Source organism: Aestuariibaculum scopimerae, from assembly GCF_059428085.1.
The window spans coordinates 3317294-3338237 of record NZ_CM182089.1 but is presented as its reverse complement, the minus strand read 5'-3'; the positions used below and the strand labels follow the sequence as shown (position 1 = coordinate 3338237).

At 36.9% G+C, this 20944-nt stretch carries 20 protein-coding genes; 11 read left to right on the top strand and 9 right to left on the bottom strand.

Annotated elements, in window-relative coordinates:
• Nucleotides 1–14: 14 nt before the first annotated feature.
• Nucleotides 15–1682: a DUF5060 domain-containing protein gene (locus tag AC5SR4_RS14500; protein ID WP_495356994.1), complete on the bottom strand. Its 1668-nt coding sequence runs from the start codon at nucleotides 1680–1682 to the stop codon at nucleotides 15–17.
• Nucleotides 1683–1732: 50 nt separating this feature from the next.
• The gene (locus AC5SR4_RS14495) at nucleotides 1733–2719 is read right to left on the bottom strand and encodes an aldo/keto reductase (protein WP_495356993.1); all 987 of its coding nucleotides are present in this window, start codon (nucleotides 2717–2719) and stop codon (nucleotides 1733–1735) included.
• Nucleotides 2720–2925: 206 nt separating this feature from the next.
• Between AC5SR4_RS14495 and AC5SR4_RS14490 the strand changes: the two genes are divergently transcribed.
• Nucleotides 2926–3273 carry a hypothetical protein gene (locus tag AC5SR4_RS14490; protein ID WP_495356992.1) on the top strand — a complete coding sequence of 116 codons (348 nt, stop codon included), beginning with the start codon at nucleotides 2926–2928 and terminating at the stop codon, nucleotides 3271–3273.
• A 10-nt stretch (nucleotides 3274–3283) separates the two neighbouring features.
• On the opposite strand, the gene AC5SR4_RS14485 is transcribed toward AC5SR4_RS14490, so the two are convergent.
• Nucleotides 3284–4231 (bottom strand): NAD(P)H-dependent flavin oxidoreductase, encoded by a 948-nt coding sequence (locus AC5SR4_RS14485; RefSeq protein WP_495356991.1) that lies wholly within the window; start codon nucleotides 4229–4231, stop codon nucleotides 3284–3286.
• Between the two features lie 101 nt (nucleotides 4232–4332).
• Nucleotides 4333–6240 (bottom strand): molecular chaperone DnaK, encoded by a 1908-nt coding sequence (dnaK, locus tag AC5SR4_RS14480; protein WP_495356990.1) that lies wholly within the window; start codon nucleotides 6238–6240, stop codon nucleotides 4333–4335.
• A 405-nt stretch (nucleotides 6241–6645) separates the two neighbouring features.
• On the opposite strand from dnaK, the gene AC5SR4_RS14475 reads away from it, so the two are divergent.
• From AC5SR4_RS14475 to AC5SR4_RS14455, 5 genes are all read left to right on the top strand, one after another.
• Nucleotides 6646–8067 (top strand): L-serine ammonia-lyase, encoded by a 1422-nt coding sequence (locus AC5SR4_RS14475; protein ID WP_495356989.1) that lies wholly within the window; start codon nucleotides 6646–6648, stop codon nucleotides 8065–8067.
• 92 nt (nucleotides 8068–8159) lie between these two features.
• Nucleotides 8160–9494, top strand: coding sequence for a rhamnogalacturonidase (locus tag AC5SR4_RS14470; RefSeq protein ID WP_495356988.1), 1335 nt, complete (start codon nucleotides 8160–8162; stop codon nucleotides 9492–9494).
• A 64-nt stretch (nucleotides 9495–9558) separates the two neighbouring features.
• Entirely contained in the window at nucleotides 9559–10377 is an 819-nt protein-coding gene (panB, locus tag AC5SR4_RS14465) for a 3-methyl-2-oxobutanoate hydroxymethyltransferase (RefSeq protein ID WP_495356987.1), read from the top strand.
• Nucleotides 10378–10428: 51 nt separating this feature from the next.
• On the top strand, nucleotides 10429–10785 hold the full coding sequence (locus AC5SR4_RS14460) for a four helix bundle protein (protein WP_495356986.1): 357 nt from the start codon (nucleotides 10429–10431) through the stop codon (nucleotides 10783–10785).
• 7 nt (nucleotides 10786–10792) lie between these two features.
• Nucleotides 10793–11515: an RluA family pseudouridine synthase gene (locus AC5SR4_RS14455; protein WP_495356985.1), complete on the top strand. Its 723-nt coding sequence runs from the start codon at nucleotides 10793–10795 to the stop codon at nucleotides 11513–11515.
• Here AC5SR4_RS14455 and AC5SR4_RS14450 read toward each other — a convergent pair.
• The 4 genes from AC5SR4_RS14450 to AC5SR4_RS14435 form a co-directional block, all read right to left on the bottom strand.
• Nucleotides 11512–12330 carry a sensor histidine kinase gene (locus tag AC5SR4_RS14450; RefSeq protein WP_495356984.1) on the bottom strand — a complete coding sequence of 273 codons (819 nt, stop codon included), beginning with the start codon at nucleotides 12328–12330 and terminating at the stop codon, nucleotides 11512–11514. The two genes, AC5SR4_RS14455 and AC5SR4_RS14450, sit on opposite strands and share 4 nt — an antisense overlap.
• A complete protein-coding gene (locus tag AC5SR4_RS14445) occupies nucleotides 12306–13010 on the bottom strand; it encodes a hypothetical protein (RefSeq protein WP_495356983.1) in 705 nt (234 codons plus the stop codon). Before AC5SR4_RS14445 ends, AC5SR4_RS14450 begins: the two co-directional genes overlap by 25 nt.
• Nucleotides 13007–13519, bottom strand: a complete 513-nt coding sequence (locus AC5SR4_RS14440; RefSeq protein ID WP_495356982.1) for a hypothetical protein — start codon at nucleotides 13517–13519, stop codon at nucleotides 13007–13009. Before AC5SR4_RS14440 ends, AC5SR4_RS14445 begins: the two co-directional genes overlap by 4 nt.
• An 84-nt stretch (nucleotides 13520–13603) precedes the next feature.
• A complete protein-coding gene (locus AC5SR4_RS14435) occupies nucleotides 13604–14062 on the bottom strand; it encodes an Lrp/AsnC family transcriptional regulator (protein WP_495356981.1) in 459 nt (152 codons plus the stop codon).
• Between the two features lie 159 nt (nucleotides 14063–14221).
• On the opposite strand from AC5SR4_RS14435, the gene AC5SR4_RS14430 reads away from it, so the two are divergent.
• From AC5SR4_RS14430 to AC5SR4_RS14410, 5 genes are all read left to right on the top strand, one after another.
• Complete coding sequence (locus AC5SR4_RS14430; protein ID WP_495356980.1) at nucleotides 14222–15442, top strand: aminotransferase class I/II-fold pyridoxal phosphate-dependent enzyme; 1221 nt, start codon at nucleotides 14222–14224, stop codon at nucleotides 15440–15442.
• Between the two features lie 28 nt (nucleotides 15443–15470).
• On the top strand, nucleotides 15471–16979 hold the full coding sequence (nhaC, locus tag AC5SR4_RS14425) for a Na+/H+ antiporter NhaC (RefSeq protein ID WP_495356979.1): 1509 nt from the start codon (nucleotides 15471–15473) through the stop codon (nucleotides 16977–16979).
• Nucleotides 16980–17119: 140 nt separating this feature from the next.
• On the top strand, nucleotides 17120–17758 hold the full coding sequence (locus tag AC5SR4_RS14420) for a peroxiredoxin (protein ID WP_495356978.1): 639 nt from the start codon (nucleotides 17120–17122) through the stop codon (nucleotides 17756–17758).
• Nucleotides 17759–17832: 74 nt separating this feature from the next.
• Complete coding sequence (locus AC5SR4_RS14415; protein ID WP_495356977.1) at nucleotides 17833–18141, top strand: thioredoxin family protein; 309 nt, start codon at nucleotides 17833–17835, stop codon at nucleotides 18139–18141.
• A gap of 166 nt (nucleotides 18142–18307) precedes the next feature.
• Nucleotides 18308–18565 carry a DUF6952 family protein gene (locus AC5SR4_RS14410; RefSeq protein WP_495356976.1) on the top strand — a complete coding sequence of 86 codons (258 nt, stop codon included), beginning with the start codon at nucleotides 18308–18310 and terminating at the stop codon, nucleotides 18563–18565.
• Nucleotides 18566–18636: 71 nt separating this feature from the next.
• Here the strand turns inward: AC5SR4_RS14410 and katG are convergent, their stop codons facing one another.
• On the bottom strand, nucleotides 18637–20826 hold the full coding sequence (gene katG, locus AC5SR4_RS14405; protein WP_495356975.1) for a catalase/peroxidase HPI: 2190 nt from the start codon (nucleotides 20824–20826) through the stop codon (nucleotides 18637–18639).
• Nucleotides 20827–20944: the final 118 nt, after the last annotated feature.

The following is a 20944-nucleotide window of genomic DNA, read 5'->3' as shown; positions in this document are numbered from 1 at the left end:
AATATTTTAAGGCTTTAATTCTTTTTTATCACTAATACCCAATCGGTTAAGTTATCGGGTGGTGTAAAATTCAAACTATTAGTATGTTTCACAGTAATAGTATCTTGTTTGTTGGCTTTACCTGTTTTGGCATCCAACCATTTTATGCTAAGATACTCACCTGCTTCAAGTTGTATTGCAAATGGACTGCCAGCTACTGAGAACACCAAATATTGACTACCTATTTCTGACAGGCACCAAACATTTTTAGCATCATGGTTTGAAAGCAAGTAATCTGATGGCTCCATGCTATAAAAGGTCACTTCATCATTCATTATGTCACTTAAAACATCTATAGCCTTGGCTGAAGCTGTATAAGGGTTGTCATCTTCAAAAAATGGTAACCCTTCAGGCCCAAAAGCCACTAAGGAGTCTTCCCCTGCGTGTCCACACCAATTAAAAGAAGCCCCTGCTGTAACACAACCCCAAGCCGCTCGCCGTAAATCATCCTGTGTAGCCTTACTACGTTTTTGCCAATAACGTCTCCAAAGGGCATTACCCTCAATCATATATACTGGTTTGCCTGGTACATACCCAACTAAGCATGCTTCATGGTGTGTCCAAGGCGTTTTCCATTGTAAACGGTCTATATCCCGATCTTCCGAAGCTATATAATGGTTTTCTATCGCGGCAAAATTATATTCTGAACGCTGATATTCATTCTTTAACGGGTGCTCATCCTGATATGTACGCAAATGATTGAAAACATCATATTTTTTTACCAATTGTGCCCATCCAAGCTCATGATCCATCCTATCGCCCGGAACCTCCCAAACAAAACTCCAGCCTGCTATATTGGCATAAGGTGCCAAACGTGCTACTGCATAGCGCACATAAAAATCTTTCTCAAGATTACTTAAATTTGACCATTTGGGACCGCCATTTCTACTGCCATCAAACCCCAGAAACATATGCAAACCAATATCATGATTGTTTAACCATGTTACATGCTGCTCCATGAGGTTCCATACCTTTAAACGCATTGTACTGGACGGGTTTCCGTCTTCGTAGAGCGCTAAATCTTTAACAATGGGTTCTGGGCCATCATGGTAATACTGCTCAAAACAACAAAGTGACAGCAACCAGTTAACTTGAAAATGATTATAACCGCGGTCTATAATAGGTTGATAGACGTTTTTGGTTATCCATTCCAGAGGCTGCCCAATAGAGCCATGACCGCTTTCGTAATACGACTTTAACCAAACAGGATCTGTTCCATTATATGCCAGCCACCTAGGGTTTTCTTTATAGGCTTTTAAAATACCTTTTCCTGCGTTCTCTGTACTACAGATAAACTGATCTTCGCCTCCTTTAGTGCCATCACTCCATGACCATTTATAGAGCCATGTTCCAATCTCATTAGGGATAAAACGCATTTTCCAAATAGTTCCTGTAGCCATATCACCACCACCCTTGCCATCGCCGTCGTAAAATCCAAAAAAATCAGTTACGACTCCTGAAGGCGAGATAAATGTTGTTTTCAAATCAACATCAGTAAACTTATTGCTATAAGCATTGTTGTTTTCTATGGTATGCTCAAATGTTCTATACAATCCTACTTTTTCTAGATTAGGCGCTTTTGTACAATTGAACATGGCGAAACAGCATAACGTTAAAGTTATCCCCAAGCTTCTTATCTTCATGTATATAATCTTTTTAATGATTTTTAATTAGTTAGTCTGGTAATAATCGGTCAATAACCACCACGTATTTGGTGTTTTATTTCAGTTTCATATAAATTGGTCAATGCCGTGTGTGTTTCTTTGGTCAAGTTATTTATATTGGATACTTCAGCATTAGATAACACTTGATTGGGGCTACTTGCACCGGGAATAATACAACTTACAGCTTGGTGGTCTAATATCCAACGTAAAGCTAATTGTACCATAGTTAAATTGTTAGGCAGTATGCTTGTTTTAATTTTATCTACAAACTCCAGACCTTTTTCGTATGGTAAACCTGCAAAAGTTTCCCCTACATTAAAAAGCTCTCCATTTCTATTAAAGTTTCTATGGTCATTTTCAGCAAAGGTAGTATTAGAATCAAATTTCCCTGTTAATAAGCCACTAGCTAATGGCAAACGCACAATAATACCAATACCATTTGCTTGAGCTTGTGGAAATAAATGGGTAATTAACTTCTGTCTAAAAACATTAAAGATAACCTGTAAAGACAATAGGTTGTCTTGCTGTATGCAAATCAAACCCTCTTCTACCGTTTCTACGCTAGCACCAAAATGTGCAATGAGGCCTTCTTGCTGTAATTCACGAAGCCAATCAAAAATGGCGCCTTGTTTTAGATAGCGTGTTGGTATACAATGTAATTGTAATAAATCTAATGTATCCACCCCTAACCGCTTTAATGAGCCTTCAATAGTTTTACGCAAAACATCCTTAGTGTATTTATCTGGATAGGCGTTGCCAGCCCTTCCAAACTTTGTAGCTATTCTAATAGGTACTTCACATGTTTTTATAAATTCCCCAATAATGGCTTCACTTTTACCGTTGCCATATACATCTGCAGTATCAAAAAACGTGATTCCATTTTTAACAGCTTCATTTAAAATATTGTGAGCCGCTTCGTTTGAGATATCCTGCCCCCAATCTGCTCCTAATTGCCAACAGCCCAAGCCTACTTCACTAACTTCAAAACCGTTGTTCCCTAATGCTCTTTGTTTCATTAATTTAATTTAGTGCTTTAAAATTAATATATATATTTTAAAGCATACCAATTTAATAGGATTATATTTAAACGTGTGCAACTTATACATTATTCCTAAAATATATCTAATCTATTTATCGTATAAAAACTATATAAAATCGAATTTATGCTTTATTTGAAATATAAACTTATAGATTTGATATTTAACCCTCACAATTACAGTTTATGAAGACAGTAACGACCCTATTTATTTTATTTTTTGCAGGAAGTTTGATGTGTCAAGCTCAGTTTATTTCAACTGATGACAAACTACACTTTGGGGCAGGTGCCTTGATTTCTGGAACTACTTACGCTGTTGTTTATACCACAACAAAAAATAAGAAAAAAGCCTTTTGGATGAGTTTGGGTGCTTCTGCCTTAGCAGGACTTGCTAAAGAAGTTTATGATAGTGGTAAGGAAAATAATAGGTTTGATACTGGTGAGTTGGTTGCAACAACATTGGGAGGATTAACAATGAGCGCAACAATTAGTTTATTTGTAGGTAATAAAAAAAGAGAAAAAAGAAAAACGTAGCTCTAGTAAATTAGGAAATTAAACGGGAAACTATAGCTTTTACAGGTAATATAGCATGAGTGTGTTCTATGCTTGGTCCAGCAACCCAAACTGTTTTATAAGTAGCTTTGGTTGCTGCATTTTTTGTAGCATTCATACCAATAGCAAACCGAATCATTTTCACCCATTTTTTTAGCTTTTTGTTTTTATTTAAAATGGATTCTAACCATGTGGCTTTCGTGCCTATCTTTTTAACATAGGGTGTGTTTATTACAGTGCAAGGTGTGCCAGAAATTCGCTCTGTCATAACAATATCATCAGCGCCATAGGTTACACAGGCCTGTTTGTACTCGTTTGTTATAGTTGCCTCTTCTGAGGCTATAAAAGGGCTTCCTACAGAAACTCCTGCAGCTCCATAGCCTAACATCTTATCTACATCTGCTTTACAACCTACACCGCCTGCTGAAATGATGGGAATCTTGCAATGACTTGTCAACTGTTCAATTAAATCCTTAGGGTCTATGCTTCCCCTGTGGCCTCCAGCTTGATTGTTGACCGCGATAATGGCATCGGCGCCTTGCTCCTCTACTTTAAGTGCGTATTTTAAATCGACCACATCACAAAATACTTTTATACCAACCTTGTGAGCCTCTCGTATTGTTTCTTCAGGACTACCTAGAGAGGTTATTATAAAATCACAGCCTTCCTCACAAATGATTTGTAATTGATCCTTGTACTTGATATTAGATTTATTGACAATAAGGTTAAACCCAAAAGCACCACCCGATACTTTCGCTTTTTTTAAGATTTGGATAGCAGCTCGCAATTCTTCTAAAGTTCTGTAATTAAGTGCTGGTATACAACCAGCAATGCCGCATTTCATAGCTTCTATAACCATTGCCGTATTCGACACGAGGAACATCGGCGCTTGTATAATCGGATGTTTTATGTGCAATAACTCGGTAAGTTTTGTGGCCATGTTGAGGAATTGATTTCATCAAATATACTAAATGCATCCATAAAAAAAGCAACCCAAATACTGGATTGCTTCTTTTTAAATGTATTATAGATTTAAAGTGATTATTTCACTTCTTCAAAATCTACGTCCTCAACATCACTGCCTTCTGATGACTGTCCATTTTGACTCGCATCTGGTCCAGGCTGTGCCTCACCTTGCTGTGCTTCTGCTTGCGCTTTGTACATTTCTTCACTAGCAGCTTTCCACGCTTCGTTAATTTTCTCTAAAGCAGGATCAATAACCGCTAAGTCTTTAGATTCAAAAGCTTTTTTAAGTTCTTCTAATGCTTCTTCAATAGGTTTCTTTTTATCATCTGATAATTTGTCACCAAATTCTTTTAACTGATTTTCTGTTTGGAAAATCATAGCATCAGCAGCATTTAGCTTTTCAGCTGTTTCTTTTGCTTTTTTATCAGCTTCCGCATTGGCTTCAGCATCAGCTTTCATTTTTTGGATTTCTTCTTCTGTTAATCCAGATGACGCTTCAATACGAATATCTTGTGTTTTATTTGTTGCTTTATCTGTAGCTGTTACGTGGATAATACCATTCGCATCAATATCAAACGTTACTTCAATTTGTGGTGTACCACGCTTTGCTGGTGGAATACCGTCTAGGTGAAAACGTCCAATTGTTTTGTTATCAGCAGCCATAGCCCTTTCTCCTTGTAATACATGAATTTCTACAGATGGCTGATTATCTGCTGCTGTAGAAAATATCTGTGATTTCTTGGTAGGAATGGTTGTATTGGCATCTATAAGTTTAGTCATTACATTACCCATAGTCTCAATACCAAGTGATAACGGAGTTACATCTAATAGTAACACATCTTTAACATCACCTGTTAATACACCACCTTGTATACCAGCTCCTAACGATACAACTTCATCTGGATTCACTCCTTTGCTAGGTGCTTTTCCAAAGAATTTTTCAACAGCTGCTTGTACGGCAGGGATACGTGTTGAACCACCTACTAAAATCACTTCGTCAATATCGCTTTTAGATATACCAGCCGCCTTTAATGCTGTTTCACAAGGTGCTATAGTACGCTTTACTAAATCGTCTATTAATTGTTCAAATTTAGAGCGTGTTAATGTACGTACTAAATGCTTTGGTCCACTTGCAGTTGCTGTTATATAAGGTAAATTTATTTCAGTTTGTGCAGAAGATGATAATTCAATCTTAGCTTTTTCGGCAGCTTCTTTTAAACGTTGAAGCGACATAGGATCTTCTCTTAAATCCATACCTTCATCTTTTTTAAATTCATCCGCTAACCAGTTGATTATTTTTTCATCTACATCATCACCACCTAAGTGTGTATCACCATCGGTAGACAATACTTCAAAAACACCATCACCAAGCTCTAAAATAGATACATCGTGCGTACCGCCACCAAAGTCAAATACTACAATTTTTTGATCTTTACCTTTTTTATCTAAACCATAAGCCAATGCTGCTGCGGTAGGCTCATTGATAATACGTCTAACCTTTAAGCCAGCAATTTCACCAGCTTCTTTTGTGGCTTGACGTTGTGAATCATTAAAGTAAGCAGGTACAGTAATAACCGCTTCACTTACATCTTGTCCCAAATAATCTTCAGCTGTTTTCTTCATTTTTTGAAGAATCATGGCAGATAACTCTTGAGGTGTATACAAACGGCCATCAATATCTACACGTGGTGTATCATTATCTCCTTTAACTACTTTATAAGGAACACGTTCGGCTTCTTTTTTAGACTCAGAATATTTATTGCCCATAAAACGCTTTATAGAATAAACCGTTTTTAATGGGTTTGTTACTGCTTGTCGTTTTGCAGGATCACCAACTTTAATTTCACCACCCTCTACAAAAGCGATAACAGATGGCGTAGTACGCTTACCTTCTGCGTTTGGGATCACAACGGGCTCGTTACCCTCCATAACAGAAACGCAAGAGTTGGTTGTTCCTAAATCGATTCCAATAATTTTACTCATAATATTTTTTATTTATTGTGTTGAATGTTTCGTTTTAAAATTCTTTTTACTAAAGTCAATGATTATGCCAACAGAAAAAAGACTGACAAGGTGTCATTTTTGGCGTTTAACTAAGTTGGTCCTCTTTAAAGGTGGGCTGACGCACCTTTTAACTCGGTCCGCGGAGTTCAGAGGTCGGTTGCCAGTGTTCTGAACTAGGCTCACGTAGCTCCGAACTCGGTCGGCGATGTTCTGAACTGAATTGAACAACCTTTGAACTAGGCTGACGCACCTCTAAAGTAAGACGACGTAGTTCTTTGGCAAGTAGCCCGAGTTCAAAAGCAGGTCTACTTTAAAACTTTGAATTATTTTAAAGTTATATTCTCGAAAAACCTATTTTTACAACCAACTATAATATATATAATTTTGGAATGTATTTCTGTTTTCGATATGCTAAAAATTGGGATTGGTCCATCTAGTTCACACACGCTTGGCCCCTGGAGAGCTGCCGAGCGGTGGATAAAAGAATTGAAACAAGCCAATATGTTCGACGGTGTTGAAAAAGTTAAAGTGGATTTGTACGGTTCTTTATCATTAACAGGAAAAGGCCATGCTACAGATCTGGCCATTATGCTTGGATTAAGTGGTGCTAATCCAGAATTAATACCTATAGAAGCTATTAAAACTATTATTGATTCTATTAAAAACAATAAAACCATTACTTTTGGAGGTAATAAGCAACTTATATTCAATCCAGAAAACGACATCGTTTTTAACGCTAAATTCCTTCCATTCCATGCTAATGCTTTAGTATTTACAGCCACTGTAAATGGAAAAAACAAAAAATCGACATTTTATTCTATAGGTGGTGGGTTTGTAGTTAAAGAAGAACGCAAAAATGCCAAGAGAAACAAAGAAATTTTCCAAACCTTTCCTTACCCTGTACAATTGGGAGCAGAGCTACTCACTTACTGTAAAACGCTTAACTTACCTGTATCTGAAGTTGTTTTAGAAAATGAAAAATCCATTCGAACAGCAAAAGACATAGATTTTGAACTGCAACGCATTTGGGATACTATGCTAGAATGTATGTACATTGGATGCCATACCGAAGGGAATTTACCAGGCGGCTTAAATGTGAGAAGGCGTGCAAACGATATACACAATAACCTTAAAGGAAATTTACCATATAGTACTCCCCAAGAATGGTTGGAAGTGATTCGTAAAACCGAAGTTAAGTTTCGTCAAATATTAAAATGGGTAAGCTGTTTTGCATTGAGCGTTAATGAAGTCAATGCCTCACTAGGGCGTGTGGTTACAGCGCCAACCAATGGAAGTGCTGGCGTTATTCCTGCCGTACTCATGTATTATATGGTAATTGAAAATCATCAGGCCAATTTTGAGCATATTAAAAAGTTCTTATTGGTAGCAGGTGAAATAGGCAGTATCTTTAAAAAAGGAGCTACTATTTCGGCAGCCATGGGTGGTTGTCAAGCCGAAATAGGCGTGTCTTCTGCCATGGCAGCTGGCGCCCTAACCGAATTGCTTGGTGGTACACCAGAACAAGTTTTAATAGCCGCTGAAATTGCCATGGAACACCATTTGGGATTAACATGCGATCCTATTGCAGGCTTGGTGCAGGTACCATGTATAGAACGTAATTCCATGGGAGCCATAAAAGCCATTAATGCCGCAGAATTAGCACTGGAAACAAACCCTGAAAACATCAAAGTTCCACTAGACAAAGTCGTTAATACCATGTGGGAAACAGCTAAGGATATGAATTCTAAATACAAAGAAACATCAGAAGGCGGTTTGGCTGTTGGGGTGCATGTATCAGATTGCTAGATTTCTCGATTAAAACACCCAGCATTAGCGGTCTATTTAGTATTTTTGTTTCTCTTGAATTTTTTTTAAACTAAACAGAACAACTTAAACTAATGAGAACCTTTTATTTATTATTATTTGCTATTACTTTAGTATCCTGTAAACCAGAACCAAAACAAACTGTTGCCAAAGTCGATACATTTCCTGATGGTACCGAAATACCTGCTTGGTTTAGAGACACTACCAAAATAAATCCAACCAAATTGGGAACGTTCTATAAGATAACAGATTATGGAGCAACAAACGATAGTACTTTGCTGCAAACCAAAGCCATTCAAAACACCATTGATGAAGCTTACAAAAATGGTGGCGGTGTTGTAGTTGTTCCTCAGGGCACCTTTTTAAGCGGGGCCCTCTTCTTTAAGCCCAATACGCACTTGCACGTTATGGAAGGTGGTGTTTTAAAGGGATCGGATGATATTAATGATTATCCCAAAATACCCTCTAGAATAGAAGGCCAAAGTATTTCCTATTTTTCTGCTTTAGTAAATGCCTTTGGAATTAATGGCTTTACCATTACAGGAACTGGTACAATAGATGGTAATGGGTTAAAATTTTGGAAAGCATTTTGGCAAAGACGAGAGGAAAACCCCAAATGTACTAATCTAGAAGTGTCTAGGCCCCGATTAGTATTCATCTGGAAATGTGACGACGTGCAAGTACAAGATGTTAAATTGCACAATTCCGGCTTTTGGACCAGTCACTACTACCAATGTAATAATGTTAAAATCCTTGACTTAAATATTAAGTCTCCCCACGAGCCTATAAAAGCTCCAAGTACAGATGCTATCGATATAGATGTTTGCTCCAATGTGCTTGTTAAAGGTTGTTATATGGCTGTTAATGATGATGCCATTGCTTTAAAAGGCGGAAAAGGTCCTTGGGCCGATAAAAACTTTAGCAATGGTGGTAACTACAATATCATTATTGAAGATTGTGAATTTGGTTTTTGCCATGCGGCACTAACCAACGGTAGCGAATCCCTCCATAACAGAAACATAGTGATGCGCAATTGTACTGTAAATGAAGCCAAACGCTTGTTATGGCTAAAAATGCGTCCGGACACACCTCAAAAATACGAGTATATTACCGTCGAAAATATTACAGGTCAAGCCCATAGCTTTATTTATATAAAACCATGGACACAGTTTTTTGATTTAAAAGGTCGTGAGGACGTACCACTATCTTATAGCAATCATATTACCATGAAAAATATTGACTTAAAATGTGACATTTTTTATGACATGAAGATTACCGAATATGATAAACTTTCTAACTTCACTTTTGAAAATCTAAACATTGAAACTAAAAATGCTGAGTACGATGCATCTATTGTTGATGGTATTACATTTAAAAATGTTAAGGTGAACAACCAGACCATTCAATAAAATTTACTGTACAAACAAATTTGTTTTACTACTTTTGTAGCCTATCTAAAAATTGAACACAATCATGTCTGTAGCCAAAAAAGCATATAAGCGCATTACAGTAAAAACCTTAGTGGATATGAAAGCCAATGGTGAAAAAATATCCATGCTTACAGCATACGATTATACCATGGCCAAAATTGTTGATGGCGCAGGCGTTGATGTTATCCTTGTTGGTGATTCGGCCAGTAATGTCATGGCTGGCCATGAAACCACACTCCCTATTACCTTAGACCAAATGATTTATCATGCATCCTCGGTAATTAGAGCTGTAGATCGTGCCTTGGTTGTTGTAGATTTACCTTTTGGAAGTTACCAAAGTGATCCCAAAGAAGCCTTACGTTCTGCTATAAGAATTATGAAAGAAAGTGGTGGACATGCCGTAAAAGTTGAAGGCGGTAAGGGCATTAAAGATTCTATAAAGCGTATTTTAAATGCTGGAATTCCTGTTATGGGACATTTGGGATTAACACCACAATCTATATACAAATTTGGTACTTATACTGTTAGAGCTAAAGAGGAAGAGGAAGCTGCCAATTTAATTGAAGATGCTAAAATGCTAGAGCGTATTGGTTGTTTTGCCATAGTACTTGAAAAAATACCTGCCAAATTAGCAAAAGAAGTGGCCCAAAGTGTACGCATTCCCATTATAGGAATTGGAGCCGGTAATGGTGTAGACGGACAAGTTTTGGTGCTTCATGATATGTTAGGCATGACACATGAATTTCATCCACGTTTTTTACGCCGCTATATGAACCTTTATGAGGACATGACGCAAGCAATTTCACAGTACGCTGATGATGTAAAGTCAGTTGATTTCCCTAATGACTCTGAGCAATACTAGATTAGATTTTTCGATTATTAGATAGTTAGATAAGACTGAAATTTAGATTGCATGCATAGATTTAAGGAATTAGACATTTGGAAACGGAGTCGATTATTTTGCTCTAAAATCTATGACACTACTTCTGGTTTTCCTGAATCTGAAAAATTTGGATTAACTAATCAGCTTCGTAGAGCATCTGTTTCTATGCCTTCAAACATTGCTGAAGGTACATCAAGAACATCCAATAAAGAATTTTTACGGTTTCTACATATAACCTTGGGCTCTGCTTACGAGATAGAAACACAATTGTTGATTGCCTTCGATTTAAGTTTTATACAAGAGCCTCAATTAAACTTACTTCTTGAAGAATTAGATACCGTTATAAAAATGACATCCAAATTCATGACAACTCTAAAACAAGTCTAATATCAGAATGTCGAACAATCGAACAATCAAACCATCTAATGATCGAAGCGATTCATCCAATCTTCAAATTCTATACGAGGACAACCATATCATTATAGTAAACAAACGTGCAGGCGATATTGTACAAGGCGATAAAACAGGGGACAAACCACTTAGTGAGGTTGTTAAATCCTTTATTAAAGAACGGGATAACAAACCTGGTAATGTATATTTAGGTGTGGTACACCGGTTAGATAGACCAACCACAGGGCTTGTTATGTTTGCCAAGACCAGCAAAGCTTTACCTCGCTTGAATGCCTTATTTGCTTCTAAAGACATTGACAAGACCTATTGGGCCATTGTTAAAAACGAACCTCCCAAGCAGCAGGACACCTTGGTGAACTGGCTTAAAAAGAATTCTAAAAACAATAAAGCTTCCGTGTTTTCTAAAGAAGTCAACGATAGTAAAAAAGCCATCCTTCACTACAAACTATTAAAAGTGCTGGATAATTACCACTTGCTGGAAATTAATTTAGAAACAGGTAGGCATCATCAAATACGTGCACAATTAAGTGCTATTGGCTGCCCTATAAAGGGCGATCTAAAATATGGGTTTGATAGAAGTAATAAAGATGCTGGTATACATTTGCATGCCAGGCATATTAGTTTTATGCACCCTGTTAAAAAAGAACAAATTAGCATTACAGCGCCATTACCTAAAGATATGCTTTGGAACGCCTGTTTGGATTAATTGTCGCTAGGTATCTTTGGCATTGGATAGTTTAAAATTAGAGTGACGCCCTTATCTGGTTTTGAATCTAATTTCAATGTAGCATTTATAAGTGCCGCCCGACTCTTCATATTAAGCAACCCAGATCCTTTTTCTACTTTATCGATTAAAAAACCTTTACCGTCATCTTTTGCAGTAATAGTTATATGGCTAGATTGATAATTTACAATGATGTGGATGTTTTTCGCTTCAGAATATTTAACCGAATTCGATAAGAATTCCTGAATAATCCTAAACAGGATAATTTCATGCTTTTTGTTTGCAAACGCTACTTTAGTACCAATTATTTGAAGCTCGGCAGAGTCAAACTTCATTTTTTTTAAACGATTCAATTCATTTGTAATAGATTTTTCAAAACCAACATTCAGCACCACTTCGTTATTGAGTACCTTAGATAATTGCCTAACTTCTGCCAAGCTTTCTTTTAATGCATTAGTAGTGTCCTTAAACTTATCCTTTTCAACATCTGGCATTTGCATTTTTAGGATACTTAGTTGCATACTGGCAAAAGAAAGTAACTGTCCCACATTGTCATGAAGCTCCCAACCTATATTCTTTAAGGTTTGTTCTTGGGTTTCTGTCTGTGCCTGTGCTATCTCGGCTTCAAATGCCTGCGCCTGATTCATCTTTTCAACCATTAATTTATTTTTCCGTCTTAAAAACATGACCAAAAAGGCAATAACCAGTGATGTTACAGCTACTAAAACAATGATCATATAAACTAACAAATAACGCTCTGAAGCGGTTGAGGCTATTGGTTCCGGGGTCTGCACCATATAAAAGCGAATATAAAGGTTGAATACATAAAAATGTTTGCAAATAAATAGATGAGTCGTCTTAAATCAATTAAAACAGAATCTATATGTGTCATATAAATATCAAAAAAAACAATAGGTGTTATAATAAGCCACCATATAAATATAGCCGCACTGATATAAAAATTTAATGTTCTGTAAAAAGTGAATATATGATCACTTAGCATGACTTCTATAAAGTAAAAAACAGTACATAAAAAAATGATGATGGCGCCAAAAATACTTATAACCGGAAAAAACGTTCTAAAATAATCATCCCAATGCCATAGAATATAACTAATTGAAAAGATTAAGAAACTATAGCGGGCATATTTTAGGATACGTTTGAATGTGTGATTCTTTAAAACTTTTTGATAATAATATGCAAAAAACACAATCGTTCCTATTTTCCAATATAAGGTAACCCACCAATAATTTTCAGCAATAAGAGTCCCTTCCAAAAAATTCAGGAAATGATTTCCATAGGCATGTCGGGAATAGCCACTTAAAATATCACAAAAAATAACAACAGTTAAAAACCATATAAAATACCTATAGTTGGTCAGCTTATAATGTTTATAAAGCAGCCATCCGGTAAACACGGAAGAAATCTCTATAGTTAATGTTATATGGCGTTTATATTCTGCTAAAAATTCAATCATGGTTTAGGATATGACTCTGGACCTCCTTGACCTTCATTTAATGGATCTACCGGCATGTCCTCATCATCTCCCACCAAAGTAAATGGCATCATACTTGCTTCGGCTCTCACTTTTCTTCCTGTCGGTACAATAAACATCGTTGTTAAGTTCTTTTTCAACTGTCCGGCGTTTTTACCATACACACCTAAATACACACGTATTCCTGACATTTCATAACCCAAACTATCTGCTTGAGCTTGTGCATACCCTAGGTAATTTTCTATATCTTCCAACGACCAGTACGTAGAACGGTCATCCTGACTACGACCTTGTTTTTGAGCGGCCGAATCGACTGCTGGCTTTCTGTACAAGGTCCAATTTGCATTCAACTCCTTAGCTTGAACTGGAGTGATAACGCCTTTGGGTTTTATAATTTTCGTAGTGTTTTTGTCGGCTTTTCTTGGACAAAAATAATAAGTCAATACAGCTCCGATAACAAAGCCTAAGATAATGTAACTTAGTTTTTTCATAGTGAACAAAATTGTGATAGCTGGTTAAAATTAACAAAACTATTGATAAAAATGAGTGTTATATCACAAATACTGTGGTTTTTATTAAAAGCTAATGGCGGTAGTATGCTTTACTTCGTTTATAACGAACATACTATGTGTGCTTCCAATATGACTAATAGATGTTAGCTTTTTTACCATAAACTCTCTAAATGCAGGCATATCACTAACTAAAACCTTCAATAAATAGTCATAATCGCCACTAATATGATAGCATTCCAAAACCTCATGTAAGCTGGTAACCTCTTTTTCAAACCTTACAACATACTCCTGTGAATGTTGAGTTAATTTGACATGGCAAAATGCAACAAACGATTTATCAACCAACTCCTTTTTTACCAGCGCTACATACTTATTTATAAACCCTTCCTTTTCAAGTTTTTTTATACGTTCATATACAGCCGTTACAGATAAATTCAATTTATTGGAAAGCTCCTTGTTAGTTTGCTTACTGTCCTCCTGCAAATACTCTAACAGTTTTTTATCAATAGCATCAAATACCATAGAAGAAAATTTTTCATTAAACCATATAATAGCAACAAAAATACAATAAAATAATCTACAATTATTAGTTTAATTAGTTTTAAATTCTACAAAATGGTTTATCAATTGTTTTTAAATCTAAAAATATCGAAATTTGTTATAATATAAAAACCCAAAATAATGGCTTTTAAACCTGCAAACAATATACAGGATTTACAATATTTTGGGGAATTTGGCGGGGTAAACCCTTCTATATCCGATTCCTCAACCTATACGTTTCTATCTGCAAAAACCATGTTCGATACCTTTGAAGGCAATGCCGATGGGTGTTATCTATACTCACGCCACTCCTCGCCTTCCAACTTATATTTAGGTGAGGCCTTAGCTGCTATGGAAGGTACAGAAACCGCCAATGTTTCAGCATCTGGCATGGGTGCCATTACCCCTGTATTATTACAGCTTTGTGGGGCTGGTGACCATATAGTTTCCAGCAGAACGATTTACGGCGGTACATACGCCTTTTTAAAGAACTTTATTCCCAGACTTAACATTGTAACTACTTTTGTTGATATTACCAACTTAAAGGTCGTTGAAGCTTCCATAACCAAAAACACCAAAGTAATTTATTGTGAATCTGTTAGCAATCCGCTTTTAGAAGTTGCAGATATTAAGGGGCTGGCTAAAATTGCAAAAAAGCACGATTTAAAATTGGTTGTAGACAATACGTTTTCACCGCTGTCCATTTCACCAGCAGTTTTAGGGGCCGATGTGGTTATACATAGTCTAACCAAATTTATTAATGGGTCTAGTGATACCGTTGGTGGTGTAGTGTGTGGTACGCAAGATTTTATTAATAACCTGCGTAATGTTAATACTGGCGCTTCTATGCTATTGGGTGCCACCATGGATAGCTTGAGGGCTGCCTCCATTTTAAAGAATTTAAGAACTTTGCATATACGCATGCAACAACATAGCAAAAATGCATTGTTTTTAGCTGAAAAATTTGAAGCCGATGGTTTAAAGACGGTTTATCCTGGGTTAAAATCGCACCCATCACATAAACTATTTAAAAGCATGATGAACGCTCAATACGGCTTTGGAGGCATGCTAACTATAGATGTAGGGTCTGTAAATAAGGCCAATGAACTCATGGAACGCATGCAAAATGAGAACTTGGGGTATTTGGCTGTTAGCTTAGGGTTTTATAAAACCCTGTTTAGTGCACCAGGAAGCTCAACATCTTCTGAAATTCCTGAAGAAGAACAAAAAACTATGGGCTTAAGTGATGGGTTAATTCGATTCTCAATTGGCCTGGATGCCGATATAGAGCGTACCTATAAAAAGATGCGACTATGTATGGAACAACTTGACATTCTGGAAGTCTCCGTAGAAACAGCATAGAAAATACAATTTTTCCATTTGCAAAGTATTGTGTAAAGTTGTAACATTACAACACAATTTATTTAAAATGGAAGACAACAAAAATATTTCTGTTGTAGAAGCAGATAACCAGCATATTATTGAAAACAAAGAACTAAGCATATGGGAAGCATTAATTCCCGTTGTTATTTTAATAGGGTTACTGTTCTATAATATTGTTTTTGTTGAAAGCCAGGAATGGTTTGGTACTTACACAAATCAAATTATATTATTGCTTGGAGGACTTATTGCCAGCATAGTTGGTTTTTTTAATAAAGTAAACTTTAAAAGAATTCTAACAGAAATATGGGAAAACCTAAAAAGCGTTTTTGTCCCTATTTTAATCCTGTTGCTCGTTGGTGCCTTGGCGGGTACTTGGTTAATTAGTGGCGTAATACCTGCTATGGTATATTATGGTCTGGAGATATTGAATCCTAGTATATTTTTACCAGCATCGGTAATTATATGCGCCATCATTTCTATAGCAACCGGAAGCTCTTGGACAACCACTGCAACAGTGGGCATCGCTCTAATAGGTATTGGGTCTGCACTAGGAATTAATACCGCTATGATTGCGGGATCAGTCATTTCTGGCGCTTATTTTGGAGATAAAATGTCTCCATTAAGTGATACCACCAACCTAGCCCCTGCTATGGCTGGAACCGATTTGTTTACGCATATTAGATACATGTCTATAACTACTGTGCCAACTATAATAACCACCATTTTGGTTTTTACTATTATAAGTTTAAATATGGATACCTCTGGAAGCGCAGATATTAGTGATTTGCTTACAACCATTAGCACCACTTTTAATATTACTCCAATACTGTTTATTGTACCCCTTGTGGTTATTGCATTAATTTTGTTTAAAACCAAACCATTAATTGCACTTAGTATAGGCGTACTATTGGCCGCTATTTTTGCATTCCTATTCCAATCAGATGTTTTAGTGCAGCTGTCAAGCTCTAAAATCAACGGTGTTTTCAATGCAATCATTACTGAAACCCAAATTGCAACAGATAATGATAAATTAAACGACCTGTTTAGTGCAGGCGGTATGGAAGGCATGCTTTGGACCATCTTTTTAGTTATGTGTGCCATGGTTTTTGGTGGTGCTATGGATGGCGTTGGAGCATTGTCCAGAATTACAAAGTCACTACTAAAATTGTTTCATACTACCTTTGGCTTATTTGCAAGCACAGTTGCAAGTTGCCTAGCGCTTAATATTACTGCCAGTGACCAATACTTGGCTATAGTAGTACCAGGAAAAATGTATGCAAAAGCCTTTGAAGAAAAAGGACTGGCTCCAGAAAACTTATCTAGAACGTTAGAAGATAGTGGCACCGTAACTTCTGTGCTAGTACCCTGGAATACATGTGGCGCCTATCAAAGCAGTGTTTTAGGTGTAGATACATTACACTATGCGGGTTATGCCATATTCAATTGGTTAAGTCCGTTTACCACCCTAATATTCGCAGCCTTATCAATTAAAATAAGGCAACTCACCTCTAAATAGAGTCAAATTATTGTAAAAACCAAAGTCGATAACAAAAATCTATCACTAAATAAATAATTAAAATTTTGTAACACTAATAATTTCATGCTGTATTTTATATTTGCACTGTCTAATATTAATAACAAATAAATATAAAACACATGGCATTAGTAGGAAAAAAATTTCCAGATTTAAACGTTGACGCAATGAATGAAATGGGCGATACTTTTAAAGTAAACGTTCTAGAAGAAGCAGTTAACAACAAGAAAAAAGTACTTTTATTTTGGTATCCAAAAGATTTCACTTTTGTATGTCCCACAGAATTACATGCATTCCAAGCGGCATTAAGTGAATTTGAAAAACGTAATACTGTAGTAATTGGTGCTTCTTGTGATACTCCTGAAGTTCATTTTGCGTGGTTAAACACTTCTAAAGATAACGGCGGTATAGAAGGTGTAACGTATCCTATTCTTGCTGATAGCAATAGAAACCTATCTAGCATCTTAGGTATTTTAGATATTACAAAAGAAACTTACGATGAAGAAACTGGCACTGTGCAAGTAGAAGGCGATAATGTAACCTATAGAGCCACTTATTTAATAGATGAAGATGGTTTGGTACAGCACGAAAGCATTAACAACATGCCTTTAGGTAGAAACGTAAATGAGTATTTAAGACTTATTGATGCTTTAACGCATGTACAAGAAAAAGGTGAGGTTTGCCCAGCAAACTGGGAAGAAGGTAAAGATGCTATGAATGCCAATAGAGATGGTGTTTCTAACTACCTAGCCTCTCACTAAGCGTTTATAAACAATAAAATGGGGCTGCCAAAAGTATATTTTAGGCAGTCCCATTAATTTAATCCTAATATATTATGGTACAAGAATTAAATCAAGATAACCTATCAGACATCATATCTAAAGACAACACCGTTGTTGTACAATATTCAGCAACATGGTGTGGCAACTGTAGAATTATGAAGCTCAAATTCAAAAAACTAGCTTCAGAAAACGAATCTGTTTCATTTGTAATAGCAGATGCAGAAAAGTTTCCCGAAAGCCGTAAATTAGCAACTGTTGATAATTTACCAACTTTTGCCGTATTTAAAAATGGCGCATTTGTAAACCAAGTACAGACCAACAAATTTGAAGTTTTAAAAGGTTTGGTAGACGAAGCTGTTTAAAATATAAGTTTTTATCTACAACTTGTAAGAATAAAAAATGATTATAGCTTCACTATAGGATCACCGAAGGATCACTATAGGATGACTATAGCATTATTTTGTAGGAAAAGCACAAAAATTCACCCCATAAGTAGCCACCAACCCCTAACACTTAATCTGAAAACAAATGAAATTACCCGTTATAAAACATCTTACCCAATTTATAGAGGACAATGATGAAGACTTTGTAATTGAAGCTATTGAGACCTTAGAAGCCCTAACCGAAGTTCCGTCGTTAAAAGATGATGAATTGGATGTTATAGGTGAACTTATCTCAAATATGTATGGTGCCATTGAAGTTAACAAAATGGTTAAGGAAGGTACCCCAAAAAAAGAAGCCTTAAACATGTTTATGTCACGCGTACTGGGTTCAATAGATAAATAAAAACATTTACTACAATAAAAAAACCACCTCATAACCAAGGTGGTTTTTTATGATTAATTTTCAATCTTAAATCAATTCAAATCAAAGCGGTCTAAGTTCATTACCTTGTTCCATGCAGCTACAAAATCGGCCACAAACTTCTCTTTGGCATCCGAGCTCGCATAAACTTCAGCTAAAGCTCTAAGTTCAGAACTGGATCCAAAAATTAAATCAGCTCGGGTTCCCGTCCATCGTACAGCACCAGTAGAACGGTCACGCCCTTCAAAGACTTCTTCAGTATCTGTTTTGTTCCATACTGTACCCATATCAAGCAAATTCACAAAGAAATCATTAGTAAGCGCTTCTGGATTATCAGTAAACACCCCATGCTTAGAATGGTCAAAATTGGTATTTAACACACGCATACCACCAACAAGAACCGTCATTTCAGGGGCCGTTAAGGTTAAAAGCTGTGCTTTATCAACCAATAATTCTTCGGTTGACACTGGAAATGTAGTCTTACGGTAATTTCTAAAGCCATCTGCGTATGGTTCTAAATATGTAAACGAATCTACATCTGTTTGTTCCAAAGTAGCATCCATACGTCCAGGTGTAAAAGGCACCTCAATAGCATGGCCTGCATTTTTAGCAGCTTGTTCAACACCTGCACAACCCGCCAATACAATCAAGTCTGCCATAGAAACTGGCTTGTCAAATTCTTTTTGTATGCCTTCAAGCGTATTTAATACGTTCGATAATTGCTCTGGGTTATTAACTTCCCAATCCTTTTGAGGCGCTAAACGAATACGTGCACCATTGGCTCCGCCTCGCATATCCGAACCACGGAATGTGGAAGCCGAAGCCCAAGCCGTAGAAACCAATTGGGAAACAGATAAGCCAGAATCCAATACTTTAGCTTTAAGTGCTGCAATATCCTGTGCATTTATTAAATCGTGGTCAACTGCAGGGATCGGATCTTGCCAAATAAGTTCTTCTTTAGGTACTTCTGGACCCAAAAAACGAGCACGAGGCCCCATATCACGATGTGTTAACTTAAACCAAGCACGTGCAAAGGCATCAGCAAATTCATCGGGGTTTTCATAAAAGCGTCTTGATATTTTTTCATATTCAGGATCATAGCGCAATGACAAATCGGTTGTTAACATAGTTGGCAAATGCTTTTTTGAGCTATCAAAAGCATCGGGTATGGTAGCCTCCGCATTTTTGGCAACCCACTGCTTGGCACCTGCAGGACTTTTTGTTAGCTCCCATTCATAACCAAATAAGTTTTCAAAAAAGTTATTGCTCCACTTGGTAGGTGTTTGCGTCCAAATTACTTCCGGTCCACCTGTTATAGCATCGGGACCTTTTCCAGAACCAAAGCTATTCTTCCATCCAAAGCCTTGTTCTTCAATAGGTGCTGCTTCTGGCTCAGGCCCTACATATTTCCCTGGGTCGGCAGCGCCATGTGTTTTTCCAAAAGTATGGCCGCCAGCTATAAGAGCTACCGTTTCTTCATCATTCATTGCCATACGCTTAAAGGTCTCTCTAATATCTACTGCTGCAGATAGTGGATCTCCATTACCATTAGGGCCTTCTGGGTCAACATAAATAAGCCCCATAACCACCGCCGCTAGCGGATCTTCCAAGTCGCGTTTACCAGAATAGCGCTTATCTTCCAACCATTTGGTTTCAGAGCCCCAATAAACATCTTCCTCAGGCTCCCATACATCGGCGCGGCCACCCGCAAAACCAAAAGTTTTAAAGCCCATGGATTCTAAAGCTACGTTTCCTGAAAGCACCATAAGATCTGCCCAGGAGATGTGCTTTCCATATTTCTGCTTTATTGGCCATAATAATCGGCGTGCTTTATCAAGACTGGCATTGTCTGGCCAGCTATTTAGTGGCGCAAAGCGTTGCTGTCCAGTACCAGCACCTCCCCTGCCATCTCCTATACGATAGGTACCAGCACTGTGCCAGGCCAGACGAATAAACAGGCCACCGTAATGACCAAAATCTGCTGGCCACCAGTCCTGTGAATCGGTCATAAGATCCAACAAATCCTTTTTAAGGGCCTTGTAATCTAGTTGTTTAAATGCTTCTGCGTAATTAAAATCTGGATCCATGGGATTGGACAAAGCAGATTGCTGCCTTAAAATATTTAGCTTTAATCTATTGGGCCACCAATCTTGATTCTTGGTTCCACCGCCTCCAGAATGTTTAGGAGCTCCTCCTGAAAACGGACATTTACTTTCTCCGTTTGATGATGTGTGTGAATGCATATTGTTTTCTTTTTAATGTTTATATAGATTAGAATTGACATAAAGTTAACAATTACAAATCAAAATAACATGCCCATTTATTTTTATATGTTATAAACAAATTGATAAAATTTATTAG